At 48.7% G+C, this 12,985-nt stretch carries 17 protein-coding genes; all 17 read right to left on the reverse strand.

Features of this window, described 5'->3' with window-relative positions; translation table 11 throughout:
* Nucleotides 1–7: 7 nt before the first annotated feature.
* Entirely contained in the window at nucleotides 8–547 is a 540-nt protein-coding gene (locus T497_RS0103045; RefSeq protein ID WP_028514340.1) for a hypothetical protein, read from the reverse strand.
* Nucleotides 548–558: 11 nt separating this feature from the next.
* Nucleotides 559–1,068, reverse strand: a complete 510-nt coding sequence (locus T497_RS0103050; protein ID WP_028514341.1) for a hypothetical protein — start codon at nucleotides 1,066–1,068, stop codon at nucleotides 559–561.
* 24 nt (nucleotides 1,069–1,092) lie between these two features.
* A complete protein-coding gene (locus tag T497_RS0103055) occupies nucleotides 1,093–1,614 on the reverse strand; it encodes a hypothetical protein (protein ID WP_028514342.1) in 522 nt (173 codons plus the stop codon).
* A gap of 143 nt (nucleotides 1,615–1,757) precedes the next feature.
* Nucleotides 1,758–2,324 (reverse strand): hypothetical protein, encoded by a 567-nt coding sequence (locus tag T497_RS0103060; RefSeq protein ID WP_028514343.1) that lies wholly within the window; start codon nucleotides 2,322–2,324, stop codon nucleotides 1,758–1,760.
* A 55-nt stretch (nucleotides 2,325–2,379) separates the two neighbouring features.
* Nucleotides 2,380–3,561, reverse strand: a complete 1,182-nt coding sequence (locus T497_RS0103065; RefSeq protein WP_028514344.1) for a phosphoribosylaminoimidazolecarboxamide formyltransferase — start codon at nucleotides 3,559–3,561, stop codon at nucleotides 2,380–2,382.
* A gap of 33 nt (nucleotides 3,562–3,594) precedes the next feature.
* Nucleotides 3,595–4,077, reverse strand: coding sequence for a hypothetical protein (locus T497_RS0103070; RefSeq protein WP_028514345.1), 483 nt, complete (start codon nucleotides 4,075–4,077; stop codon nucleotides 3,595–3,597).
* A 26-nt stretch (nucleotides 4,078–4,103) separates the two neighbouring features.
* Nucleotides 4,104–4,817, reverse strand: coding sequence for an IMP cyclohydrolase (locus tag T497_RS0103075; RefSeq protein ID WP_028514346.1), 714 nt, complete (start codon nucleotides 4,815–4,817; stop codon nucleotides 4,104–4,106).
* A gap of 21 nt (nucleotides 4,818–4,838) precedes the next feature.
* Nucleotides 4,839–5,384, reverse strand: coding sequence for a putative ABC transporter permease (locus T497_RS0103080; RefSeq protein WP_242839959.1), 546 nt, complete (start codon nucleotides 5,382–5,384; stop codon nucleotides 4,839–4,841).
* A gap of 17 nt (nucleotides 5,385–5,401) precedes the next feature.
* Nucleotides 5,402–6,019 (reverse strand): putative ABC transporter permease, encoded by a 618-nt coding sequence (locus tag T497_RS15630; RefSeq protein WP_051530491.1) that lies wholly within the window; start codon nucleotides 6,017–6,019, stop codon nucleotides 5,402–5,404.
* 4 nt (nucleotides 6,020–6,023) lie between these two features.
* Nucleotides 6,024–6,647, reverse strand: coding sequence for a phosphoribosylglycinamide formyltransferase (gene purN, locus T497_RS0103090; protein ID WP_028514348.1), 624 nt, complete (start codon nucleotides 6,645–6,647; stop codon nucleotides 6,024–6,026).
* A 46-nt stretch (nucleotides 6,648–6,693) separates the two neighbouring features.
* Nucleotides 6,694–7,575 carry an expansin EXLX1 family cellulose-binding protein gene (locus T497_RS15635; RefSeq protein ID WP_028514349.1) on the reverse strand — a complete coding sequence of 294 codons (882 nt, stop codon included), beginning with the start codon at nucleotides 7,573–7,575 and terminating at the stop codon, nucleotides 6,694–6,696.
* 120 nt (nucleotides 7,576–7,695) lie between these two features.
* Nucleotides 7,696–8,733 carry a phosphoribosylformylglycinamidine cyclo-ligase gene (gene purM, locus T497_RS0103100; RefSeq protein WP_028514350.1) on the reverse strand — a complete coding sequence of 346 codons (1,038 nt, stop codon included), beginning with the start codon at nucleotides 8,731–8,733 and terminating at the stop codon, nucleotides 7,696–7,698.
* 59 nt (nucleotides 8,734–8,792) lie between these two features.
* Entirely contained in the window at nucleotides 8,793–10,217 is a 1,425-nt protein-coding gene (locus T497_RS0103105) for an amidophosphoribosyltransferase (protein WP_028514351.1), read from the reverse strand.
* Between the two features lie 3 nt (nucleotides 10,218–10,220).
* Nucleotides 10,221–10,940, reverse strand: a complete 720-nt coding sequence (purC, locus tag T497_RS0103110) for a phosphoribosylaminoimidazolesuccinocarboxamide synthase (protein WP_072300021.1) — start codon at nucleotides 10,938–10,940, stop codon at nucleotides 10,221–10,223.
* Nucleotides 10,941–11,130: 190 nt separating this feature from the next.
* On the reverse strand, nucleotides 11,131–11,781 hold the full coding sequence (locus tag T497_RS0103115) for an HAD hydrolase-like protein (RefSeq protein WP_028514353.1): 651 nt from the start codon (nucleotides 11,779–11,781) through the stop codon (nucleotides 11,131–11,133).
* Complete coding sequence (locus T497_RS15640) at nucleotides 11,778–12,434, reverse strand: DUF4272 domain-containing protein (RefSeq protein WP_051530493.1); 657 nt, start codon at nucleotides 12,432–12,434, stop codon at nucleotides 11,778–11,780. The genes T497_RS0103115 and T497_RS15640 overlap by 4 nt, the downstream gene beginning before the upstream one ends.
* Nucleotides 12,435–12,477: 43 nt before the next feature.
* A complete protein-coding gene (gene purE / locus T497_RS0103125) occupies nucleotides 12,478–12,978 on the reverse strand; it encodes a 5-(carboxyamino)imidazole ribonucleotide mutase (RefSeq protein ID WP_028514354.1) in 501 nt (166 codons plus the stop codon).
* Between the last annotated feature and the right edge of the window lie 7 nt (nucleotides 12,979–12,985).

The raw sequence follows: 12,985 nt of genomic DNA on the forward strand, positions 1-12,985 counted from the left end.
TGTATATTTAAGATAAAGTATCTTCCGTGTTGATATTTTCGCCGTTATATGGCGGATATGTTGGCTTTTCAGCGCCGTTGTAAAGCTCTATGGCTCCGTAGCAGTAAAGAATTATCGTTGCGGCAGTTGAAAGCAAGCCCGTAACAGTTCTCGGAATGCTCAAGCTGCTTATAAGCGCGACCTCATTCGCTGATGTTGTAATACCTATTATCAGACTTGCCGCATAGGAGAAGACCGATGAAAGCAGTGAAAAACCTGCCGTAAGGATAATAGTTTTCAGTCCGCGCTGCTTCTGCATATCCTTTTTGCCGAGATTATAAAATGCCAGTATGCATTTCGGCAGAAGCGCGATGAGAAGCTGAATTACGGAAATTATTATTGCACGTGAGGAAAGCTTTTGGTCCGTTAGGAGACCGTTGTAAAACATCATGCGAAAAAGCTTTTGCAGCGGCTCACAGCATAATATGAGCATATCCAGTACAAATTTTATCACAAAAAATGTGGCTGCCAAACGCAGCGCAGTATTTATGCTGTGTCTTTTTTCCATTAGTATTCTCCTTATGCAGGGCTTTCAGCGCTATTTAAAGCTCCGCCGTATATCTCCACAGCGCCGCAGCAGCATAACATGACAAGCGCTGTACAGCTAAGTATCGACGTGAAGCTTCTCACGGAATTGATAGACGATATCATGGATATGACATTTTCACCGTATTTATTTGAAAGGGATAAAATAACGGTATGGTGCAGTATTGCAGAGGCAAGATAATCTGCGAAAAACATCAGTCCTGATGTTGCAATGGTTATAATGCCTCTTTTTTGTTTCATATCAGTTTTGGTATAGTTTACCGCAGCAACTATTCCTATGGGAACAGAAATTATTATAGCTTCGATAATAAGCCACATTTTTATATCCATTGGCAGAATGTCCTGCTGAAACTTTTCGCCGAAAAGTGCTGTATGCACCGAATAGTAATTGTTCAGTACAAAGAATATGTCCAGCGCCAGCTTTGTGATAGAGAAAAGAACAGCAACGATTTGTGTGACTCTTAGTATATTCGGTTTTGACATTGTTTCTCCTTTATTCTGTTGGATTTATTTGTATTTCAAGTGCTTTACGTGTCTGTCCTCGTCTATTCCGAGAGCGGCAGCAGTGCAGACCAGCACAAGAGCTCCCACAAGGAAAATGCCGAGGAAGAAATTTATATATTCAGTGCGCTGAATGAGCCAGCCCTCTGAGATATACTTGGTCATTGAAGAATGTGAAATGAGCAGGGCTATGATATGCTCGGCAATAAAGCCTGCTATCCAGAGAGCAGGAGCGGCTTTAAGGGTGCGTTTGCACCTCTTTGCCGAAAACGCCCAGCCCACACAGCTGAGTATGTATATTATGAACGGGAGCCATACTGCTTCGGAAATACACAGCAGAGCCTTGCATTTTCCTGATATCATCATTTCCGGGTGGACGGGGACATAGTCGTCGCCCGAGCCTGTGAAAAGTCCGAATATGCCGCCTGACAGCAGATACATCAGTACAGACAGCACCATATAAAGACCGCACAGAAAAGCGGCGGCTATATAGAGCTTTTCAAGCTTTATGGAATTATAGTTTCCCATTATATCCCCCCCTGAAGCGATATAATACGCAGTATTTATCCCATGTTTTGCATATACAAGTATAGTATAACACAGTACGGGGAATTTTTCAAGAGCTTTATTGAGTTATTTTCACCGTCTGCGATAGGGGAGATAACGGTGCTTTAATTGGTTTTTATACTTCCGAGGAGTTCTGATAGCTTGCTCTCGACATAGCCGAAATTGGTGCTCTCGGCGTATGCGCAGAGGTACTTGCCGTTAAAATCAGCAAAATAAGTCCTGCCGTGGGTATTGTCGTCTATAGCCCATTCGTAGTAATAGAAGGTCATTGCCGAGGTAGCAGCCGCTCCCGTAAAGACGATATCCTTATTATCAGCGTTCATAACGATGTCCTGAGCGCTTTTGCCGCCGTGGTCGTCGTCTGATACATAGACGCTGATACCGCAGGTGTTTATCTCCTTATCCACAATGAGCTGCAAGTCGCAGGCAGCTTCGCTGTTATCGCCGTTCCATTTCCAGATGTTCGGATCTGCATACAGCGAAAAGCCTTCGCCGCTGTAGGTGCCGTTTTCGTACTTGGCGCCGCTGTGGACGTTTTCCGTCATAATGACATCTGATGCGGTTTCCGTTGAGCTTTCCGAAGAGGTGGGAGCAGCCTTCTTTTCCATACAGCTGCTCATTGCGAACAGCAGCGAAGCAGCCATAAAAGCTGTTATCCTGTATTTTTTCATAATATCTCTCCATAGTAAAGGCTGCGGTCATATCCTGACCGCAGCCCGTAGGTCATTAGTGGTGGAACAGGCGGATACCTGTGAATGCCATTGCGATGTTGTACTTGTTGCAGGTCTCGATAACGTTGTCGTCACGGATAGAACCGCCGGGCTCTGCAATGTACTCAACGCCTGACTTCTTAGCACGCTCGATGTTGTCGCCGAATGGGAAGAAAGCGTCTGAACCGAGGCAAACGCCTGTGTTCTTGGCAAGCCATGCCTTCTTTTCCTCGCGTGTGAATACGGCAGGCTTAACCTTGAAGATACGCTGCCACTCGCCCTCGCGGAGAACGTCCTCGTACTCGTCGCCGATGTAAACGTCGATAGCGTTGTCGCGGTCTGCGCGGCGGATATCGTCAACGAACTGGAGTCCCATTACCTGTGGGGACTGTCTCAGCCACCAGTTGTCAGCCTTCTGACCTGCAAGACGTGTGCAGTGGATACGGGACTGCTGTCCTGCACCGATACCGATAGCCTGTCCGTCCTTTACGTAGCAAACGGAGTTTGACTGTGTGTATTTAAGAGTGATAAGAGAGATAAGGAGGTCGTCCTTCTTGTCGTCTGGGATATTCTTGTTCTCTGTAACAACGTTAGCGAGGAGCTCGCGGTTGATGTCAAGCTCGTTGCGTCCCTGCTCGAAGGATACGCCGTAAACCTGCTTTGTCTCGATAGGAGCAGGCTTGTAGTTTTCGTCCATTTTGAGAATGCAGTAAGTGCCCTTTCTCTTGGACTTGAGAATTTCCAGAGCCTCGGGCTCGTAATCGGGAGCGATAACGCCGTCTGATACCTCGCGCTGTATCATCTTTGCTGTGCAGACGTCAACCTTATCTGAAAGAGCGATGAAATCGCCGTAAGAGGACATTCTGTCAGCGCCTCTTGCTCTTGCGTAAGCGCTTGCAAGGGGAGTGAGCTCGCCAAGGTCGTCTACCCAGTATATCTTCTTGAGGTCATCGCTGAGCGGTCTGCCGATAGCAGCTCCAGCAGGTGAAACGTGCTTGAATGAAGTAGCTGCGCACATACCTGTAGCAGCTTTGAGCTCCTTGACAAGCTGCCAGCCGTTGAAGGCGTCAAGAAGGTTGATATAGCCGGGCTTTCCGCAGAGAACCTCAATAGGGAGCTCGCTGCCGTCAGCCATATAGACTCTTGAAGGCTTCTGATTCGGGTTACAGCCGTATTTTAACTGCATTTCATTTGACATTGTTAATGTCCTCCTTATAATAATTCATAATTCTTATGCCTTTTGATCTGCCTGATTGACTTTTCTTATCCTTTCAAGCTCTTTGCGGATATTGTCAGCCCAGTCTGCATCGTCGTTGCTTATACGGTACACACGGAAGCCATTGGCGATACCGTTTTCGTAGACGGACTTTTCGTCGTCCACATGGAGGTCTATGCGGTAAGCCGCAGGATATTTCGATGGGAAATTCGCCCTGCCCCTTGCCACTTCTTTTTCGTGGCGGACGGCGTTGACTATGCTGTCTATCCTTATGCCGTAATGCTTGAATATACCGTTGATATAGCGCTCCGTTCTGTTGGAGGTAGTGTATATCCACAGCTCTGTATCGGACTTGTTTATCTCCGTGAGAAGCTTCACAGCGCCCTTTCTCAGCTTATCCTTGTATAGCTTGTTATACGGGAATTTAAGCTCGGGCTCTGTGGGGACTTCCGCAGGATTTACGAACAGAGTTTCATCAAGATCAAATGATATTTTCATAATTATCAAGCCGAAAGGCGGCGTTATTACTTGTTCTTGTTTACGATACGTGTCTCCTCAGCATTTGTTTCGAGGTTCACATAGCGGACGAAAAGGGATACCTTGTTGTCAGCGTTGAGGCTGTTCCAGAGCATATCTGTGAACTGGTCGATATTGCCGCTGATGCCGACAAGCTTAGGCTCGCCCTCGAAGCTCGGGAGCGGATTGCCGTCGCCCATGTATGTGTGGATAAAGTGTCCCTCGCCTGCAAGGGGATTTGTGTAGCTGAATGTGTATCTCTGGCAGGAATCGGGATTGCCGTTAGCGCTCTTGAGGATAGACATTGCGTAGTTGAAGCCCTCCTCGCCGAAACGGAGTATACCTGAGATACGAGGTGTGAAGTTAGGAGCGTCGTCCTCGAATTCTCTTGTGCGGAGAGCCTGCTCAAAGGTGTACTGCTTGTCCATGAGCTCGTAGATAGTATCGGTCTGGTCGCCGTTTGTAACGATGAGCTTATTGCCGAGAACTCTTACGGGAGCGTAGATGATGAGGTGGGGATCAGTGAGCTTGGAGGGATCGAAAGCCTCTGTGCGGATACCCTTGCCGTCCTCAATGAATACGCGGTTGCGGCTGTTCTCGCTTCTGCCCATGATGAAGTAAGCAGTTACAGCGTACTTTCCGCAGTCGCTCTTACCGATGACGATACCTCTTCCTGGGTAAGCGTTTGTGCTGAGTTCCTTTGCTAAATCAAGCTTTTTCATAATAAATACTCCTTTCGGATTTTAATATCTTAAAATAAGTGAGAGCGTGAAGTCTGTCACAACTATCACCAGCAATATCAGCGTGATGATGTTGAGAGTTTTTTTCTTTGGCTTTGCAAGAAGCCAGTTGTAAAAGGGCTGGACGAAATACAGGAACAGCAGACCTCCCATGCCGAATCTTAGCGAGGGGGAGAGAGCTATCCTTGCCTGAAAGTTGATATCGTAGTCCGCATAGGTGTCCCACGGCCAGCCGCCTGTGAAGAATTCGAGGACGTATGTGCCTGCAAGCTCTACCGCAGTAGCCACAGCCATACTTCCGAAGAATATTATAAAGGGACGGGATATCTGCAAAAGGCGTCCGCCCTCTTTTTTCATCAGCTTGCCGAAAAACAGCAGGAACAGCATTGCTCCCACCGCGTATATGGGACAGTATGGACCGTACATTATGCCGAGGTTGGTAAAGCCCCATTTGTATACGACTACTTCGAGGAATACCTCGTAGCACCAGCCCAGTATGGCATACAGCCAGAAGCATATGAACATCTTCTGGATAGTTTGTTTTTCCAATAATTCCTTTATTTTTGTCATAGCCTTACAATGTGATGTATGAACACAGCGGCTTCTGCCAGCTTAGGTGTATAGCCTGTTGCCTTTGTGAATATGAAGTCCGTCAGGACTATCACCAGCACCGCAAGGGTGATGATATTGAGAGTTCTTTTCTTTGGCTTTGAAAGGAGCCAGTCGAAGAATGGCTGTACAACATACATGAACAGCATACCGCCAAGTCCGAAGCGGACAGAGGTACTGAGGGCGATACGCGCCTGAAAGTTGTACTTGTACCGCGCGTAGGTCTGCCACGGCCACGAGCCTGTGGTGGCTTCAAGAATGTAGGTAGCGGCAAGCTCCACCAGAGTCGCCACAGCCATACAGCCGAGAAAGATGAGCAGCGGCTTTACGATATTCAGCCATTTTACGTCCTTTTTCTTCATGAGCCAGCCGAAGCACAGCAGGAACAGAAGCGCTCCCACGCCGTATATGGGACAGTAGGGACCGAACATATTGCCTCTGTTGTGAAATCCCCAGCGGTAGACCACTGTTTCGAGGAATACCTCGTAGCACCAGCCAAGAACCGCGTACATCCAGAAGCATAGAAACAGCTTCTGAATGGTCTGTTTTTCCAATAATTCCTTTATTTTTGCCATGATTTTACTTTACGAAAGCCTTGCCGCCGATTATCTCTATCCTGTCCTGACAGAAAAGGGATACAGCCTCGGGGAGTATCTTCCACTCAGCCTGTTCCATTATGCGCTTTTGGAGTGACTCGGGAGTATCACCGTTTTCTACGGGGACAGCTTTCTGTATTATTATTGGTCCGCCGTCACACTCCTCGGTTACGAAATGTACCGTTGCGCCTGAGAGCTTCACTCCTGCCGCGAGAGCAGCCTCATGGACGTGCAGTCCGTAGAAGCCCTTTCCGCAGAAGCTGGGTATCAGTGCAGGGTGAACGTTCATCATTTTGTAGGGGAACGCCTTTACTACCTGTTTGTCGAGTATGGTCATGAATCCCGCATATACCACAAGGTCTGCCTTTTCCTCGATGAGAGCGTCGGTTACTGCCTTTGTGTAGGACGCTATGTCAGCGTACTCCTTACGCGGGATAACGCGGCTTTTTATGCCATTCTGCGCAGCCCTTTCAAGAGCGTACACGCCTTCCTTTGAGGAGATAACGCAGGTTATTTTTCCGCCCTTGATGATGCCTGACTTTTCGGCGTCGATAAGAGCCTGTAAATTAGTGCCGCCGCCCGAAACGAGCACGACTATATTCTTCATGAGGTTTTCCTCCTTTGTATAAAAGCGGCAGGTGATACTCAGCCGCTTATTCGGGGAACTGAACGTGTCCCTGTATTATCTCGGTATCGTCGTAGGACAGGGGGATATCCTTGTCTATTACCACCTGACCGTAAATATCGGTTATGCGGAATGTGAAAGGTCCCTTGCCCATTTCTCTGGTCTCGAAATAATTGTACGGGCGGCGCGGTATCTCAACGAATTCGCCGTCCTCATTGAGGTATTCCAGCTTGGTTATGGGGTAGCGGTGATTGCGCACCTGTACTCCGCACCAGAACTCTGTGCTGCCCTCTTTGTATTTGAATGAGATAGGAGCTGTTGCCGCGGTATCAAGGGGGATTATCTTCCAGCTTACGGGAACTCTGCCCTTCTCAACGGGAGCGATGAGGGGGAAAGCGTCCGTATAGAGGTCAAGGTCGCCCTTTTTGCCCTCGGGGAGCTCGTCTGTTACCAGCATTTTGATAGTGCCCAGCTCGCCTGTGACTTCAAGATAAGCGCCTGCAAGCTGTGCTTCGTTGTAGTCGGAGTGGTTCATAGCGACTATCCAGTAGTCGTGGGAAACGGGATCAAGCATAGCGTGACCGCCTGTATAGCCTCCGCCGTAGAAGGTACCCTCGCCTGTATGTACAGTGCCCTTGGGTTCGAGGATAGCGTCCTCGTCTATGGGCAGGTCGGGTATCTCGAATTCAGTGGGTATCTTGCCGTTTACGCCCAGCACGAACTTCTGGAGAGCATTGAGCTCGGCTCTTGATATCTCCTTGTTTTTACGGGCGGTTATAAGGTCAAAGCTGTCCACTCTGCCGTCGGAGTTATAATCCATATCTATCTGTGAAGCCGCTCCGCCGTATAAAGGCGACGCTGCAAGAATGGCGCAAACCATTCCCACAGCCGCAAATTTTACAAATTTCATAAACATCACCATACTTTAAAAATCTTCCAAATCCCATATCCCGTGGTGCTTGTAGTTTTTATTGTGAATTCGGATATTTTTGCGGTAATTGCTATGATGTTTGAAGTATCTCTTGCTTTATCAGCAGATGATAACGCCTTCCTCTGACTCGACAAGCTCGCCGAGAACGTAAGCGTCCTCGCCAGCTGCCTTGATAGCAGCGATAGCCTTGTCAGCGTCGTTCTTGTCAACAGAAACTATCATGCCGACGCCCATGTTGAAGGTGTTGAACATATCTCTCTCTGGGATATCGCCTGTTCTCTTGATGAGGTCGAAGATAGGGAGCACCTGTACTGCGTTTCTCTCGATCTTTGCAGCGAGGTTCTTGGGGAGAGAACGTGGTATATTCTCATAGAAGCCGCCGCCTGTGATATGAGAGATAGACTTTACCTTAACAGCGTCAAGAAGGCTCATTACAGCCTTTACATAGATGCGTGTGGGTGTGAGGAGGCACTCGCCGAGGGTAGTTCCGAGGTCGTCGAAGTGCATATTGAGGTTATGCTCGTTTACGTCAAAGACTCTTCTTACGAGAGAGAAGCCGTTTGAGTGAACGCCGCTGGACTTGATAGCGATGAGAACGTCGCCTGCCTTCTGGGTATCGGGCTGGAGGATCTTGTCCTTGTCAACAACGCCTACAGAGAAGCCTGCTAAGTCGTACTCGTCCTCGGGCATAAGACCTGGGTGCTCGGCAGTCTCGCCGCCGATGAGAGCGCACTGTGCCTGAACGCAGCCCTCTGCTACGCCTGAAACGATAGTAGCTATCTTCTCGGGGAAGTTCTTGCCGCAGGCGATATAATCAAGGAAGAACTGTGGCTTTGCGCCGCAGCAGATGATATCGTTTACGCACATGGCAACGCAGTCGATACCTACAGTATCATGCTTGTCCATGATGAAAGCCAGCTTTATCTTAGTACCAACGCCGTCTGTGCCCGAAACGAGAACAGGCTTGCTGATACCTGTCATATCCAGCTCAAAGAGACCGCCGAAGCCGCCGATGCCTGAAAGAGCGCCCTTTATCATAGTACGGGCGATGTGCTCCTTCATCAGCTCAACTGACTTGTAGCCTGCGGTAACGTCAACGCCTGCCTTCTTGTAGCTTTCGGAAAAACTGTTGTTCATTAATCTACCTCCATAGTCGCCTGTCTCCCTGCCGCAGGCAGGGAGACAGAATTATAGTTTCATTCTTTACCGTTCCAGCAATATGTGCAGAGCTTGCAGGCGTCAAGACCTACAGCCTTTTCTGTGCCCTCAAGAGTCTGGAATTCCAGTGAGGTAAGGCGGAGTCTCTTGCATATCTCATCTCTGAGTCTGCGTCCTCTGTCTGTTGCGGAATTGCTGTATTCCTCGATGTGTCTTACGCCTACAGGACCTTCAAATTCGTCGATTATCTGGCGGGCGATAAGCTCCATTTCGGAAGTGCTGCGTGAGAAGTTGAGGTACTTGCAGCCGTACATTATTGGTGGACAGGCAGAGCGCATATGTACCTCTTTAGCGCCGTGCTCGTAGAGAAACTCAACGGTCTCTCTCATCTGTGTTCCTCTTACGATACTGTCGTCAACAAAGAGGAGCTTCTTGCCGTTGATAAGCTCATGTACGGGAATGAGCTTCATTTTAGCTACCTGATTTCTCATGCTCTGGTTTGTAGGCATGAAGCTTCTCGGCCATGTGGGAGTATACTTGATGAACGGTCTTGCAAATGGTATGCCGCTCTTGTTAGCATAGCCGATAGCGTGAGGAGTGCCTGAATCGGGAACTCCGCAGATATAGTCAACATCGGGAAGTCTGCCGTTCTTGATGTCGTTTTCAGCCATTATCTCGCCGTTGCGGGTACGCATCACCTCAACGTTGACGCCCTCGTATACGGCATTGGGATAGCCGTAGTATGTCCACAGGAAGGTACATATCTTCATCTTTGAGGGATCGCCCTCGGCAATGGTCTTACATTCGTCGGCTGTGAGCTCGACTATCTCGCCTGCTTCAAGCTCCTTATATGTGGCATAGCCCAGCTTCTGGAAAGCGAAGGACTCGGTTGAAAGGCAGAAGCCGTCGCTTCTCTTGCCTATGATGATAGGAAGTCTGCCGAACTGGTCTCTTGCAGCGATAATGCTGTCCTTTGTGAGGATAATAAGGGACATAGTGCCCTCTATCTTCTCCTGAGCATAGCGGATACCCTCGACGAAGGAGTTCTTCTGTGCGATAAGAGCGCCGATAAGGTCGCCGGAGTTGATATTGCCGCTGCTCATCGACTCAAAGTTAGCGCAGCCCTTTTCAAGGAGCTCGTCTACCAGCTTGTCGGCGTTGCGGATGATACCTACAGAGCAGATAGCGTAGATGCCAAGCTTTGAGCGCACGAGGATAGGCTGAGGATCTGTATCGCTGATACAGCCGATACAGAGCTTGCCTCTCATATTTGTTACGTCATTCTCGAACTTTGTACGGAAAGGAGAGTTTTCAATGCTGTGGATATTTCTCTGAAAGCCGTTCTCCTCAGACCATGAGGTCATACCGCCGCGTCTTGTACCGAGATGTGAGTGATAGTCTGTTCCGAAGAATACGTCGGTAACGCAGTCGTTTTTAGAGGCTGCACCAAAAAAACCGCCCATATATTACTCTCCCATAAGTCTCTTCATGATTTCCTGATATGCTTCTTCAACGCCGCCCATATCTCTGCGGAAGCGGTCCTTGTCAAGCTTCTCGTGGGTTGTTGAATCCCAGAAGCGGCAGGTATCAGGTGATATCTCGTCAGCGAGGATAATTGTGCCGTCAGCAGTCTTACCGAACTCGATCTTGAAGTCGATGAGGTCGATGTTGAGTCCCTTGAAGAACTTTACCATGAACTCGTTTACCTTGAAAGCATACTTTGAGATAGTGTCGATATCTTCCTTGGTAGCGATACCGAGAGCAAGTGCATAGTAGTCGTTGATGAATGGATCGCCGAGGTCGTCGTTCTTGTAGCTGAATTCAAGGATAGGGCAGAGGAGCTTCTTGCCTTCCTCAACGCCCATTCTCTTTGAGAAGCTGCCTGCTGCAACGTTTCTGATGATTACCTCAAGGGGAACGATGGAAACCTTCTTAACGATAGTTTCACGGTCGCTGATCTCCTCAACGAGATGAGTGGGAACGCCTTCCTTTTCGAGCATCTTGAACATATAGTTTGTCATCTTGTTATTGATGACGCCCTTGCCTGAGATAGTGCCCTTCTTCTCGCCGTTGAACGCAGTTGCGTCGTCCTTGTAATCAACGATCACGAGGTTAGGATCGTTTGTAGCATAGACCTTCTTAGCCTTGCCCTCATAGAGCTGTTCCTTCTTTTCGATGTTTGACATTTTAAAATTCCTCCTTGAGAATAATAAATGAATGATTGTATATGCAATTCCGCATCATCGCGGAAATTGTAGGCTTAAAATCAATGCATAATGCTTAATTCATAATTATCGTATCGCTTATGCGATATTATTTAAATATGTCGCGAGGTGACACCGCGATCATGCATTATGAATTACGAATTATGAATAGTTATTGGAGCAGCATATCCGCTGCTTTTTCAGGCGTTTCTGCTATGAAGTCCGCCCCTGCTTCGGTGAGCTCCTCTATTGAGCCGAAGCCCCAGAGAATACCCATGCATTTCAGTCCTGTCTTATGAGCTCCGATAACGTCCTGTCTGCGGTCTCCTATCATGAGCACAGAGCTCCTGTCGGAAATACCTGCTTTTTCGAGAACGTACTCGATGACCTCGTCCTTGTCGTTGCGTGTGCCGTTTATATTGGCTCCGCCCACTATTTCAAAGAACTGCGACAGTCCGAATCTGTCAAATATGCGCACCGCGTATACCTCAGGCTTGCTGGTGGCGACCATTATCCTTTTGCCGCCGTCTCTGAGCCTTTTCAGCATTTCGGGGACTCCCTCGTAAACGCGGTTCTCGAAGAGCCCCACGGTGGAGTACCTTTCGCGGAATATCCTGACAGCCTCGTTTACCTGCTCCTCGTTCATGCCGCAGAACTCCGCAAAGGAGCGGTACAGCGGCGGTCCGAGAAATTTATTCTTATCCTCGGGGATATCAAAGCCCATGCGCTCTAAAGCGTATTCAAGGCATCTGACTATTCCCTCGGTTGAATCGGTAAGAGTGCCGTCAAGGTCGAATAAAAGGGTATCGAAATTATCTGTCATGTATCAAGCTGTATATCGAACCAGTCGTCGGTGGTCCTCATTGTCCACTCGATAGCCAGTCTGCGCTCGTAGACTATATCACTGTCGAGGTCTCCCACAGCCCAGTCGCTGTCGACGTGGTTGTGGTGGTCGCAAGCCCAGTCATAGCGGAAATAGAGGTCAGCCATGTCCAGTATCTCGTCAACGCTTCTCAGACTGCACTGAGCCTTGAAATCCTCAAAGCTCTCGCACTGTGAAACGAACCTTATAGCCTTTTCGCAGTCGCATATCTTTCCTGCGTCTGTGATATCGTCTACAAGTCCCAGTATCCAGAACAGTGCCCAGCAGCACTCGTACTCCCAGACTACCTCGACCAGGTCTTCCTTGGAGGCTCTTTTCTCCATGACAAGCGTTTCATACTTGTTAAGACATTCCTCGACGCCGAAATATACCATAAGGCGCTTGAATTTCTCAATGCCCTCGGGATTCTTGTCGCTGAGCTCGATAGCTGACTGTGTTGAGAGCAGAGCGGCTATCGCACGCCTGCATATGTCGTCAAAGCTTCTGAGCTTTACCTCTGAAGCAGGCTTTATAGGGGGGATCTCCTCCTGAAAGCCTATGCCTTTTTCGGTGAGTATCCTCTCGGAATTAGCTTTTCTTTCTTCTGGTGTCATGAATAAACCTCCTTTTGCAGTGAAATATGATGTCGTTTATACCTTAAAGAGCAGCTATCTGCTCCTGTAAAGCTTTGTCCTTGGCGATAACGCCCTCAGCCATTGCCTTCTTCTCGGCAGCAAGCTTTTCAGCCAGCTCCTCGTCGGCAAGAGAGAGCATCTGTACAGCGAGTACAGCTGCGTTCTTTGCTCCGTCGATACCAACAGTAGCAACAGGTACTCCGGGAGGCATCATAACTGTAGCGAGGAGAGCGTCAACTCCCTCGAGAGCTTTTGACTTCATGGGTATGCCGATAACTGGGAGAGTTGTGTGACCTGCCACAACGCCTGCAAGGTGAGCAGCCATGCCTGCTGCGCAGATGATAGCGCCGAAGCCGTTTGCTCTTGCGTTTGAAGCAAATTCGCAAGCCTCAGCAGGAGTTCTGTGAGCGCTCATTACGCGGCACTCGAACTCTACGCCGTACTTCTTGAGCTCTGTGAGAGCTGATTTTACAACAGGGAAGTCGCTGTCGCTTCCCATGATAACTGCAACTTTTTTAGCCATGATTTTT

The sequence above is a fragment of the Ruminococcus flavefaciens MA2007 genome, from assembly GCF_000621845.1.
Lineage (GTDB): Bacteria > Bacillota > Clostridia > Oscillospirales > Ruminococcaceae > Ruminococcus > Ruminococcus flavefaciens_E.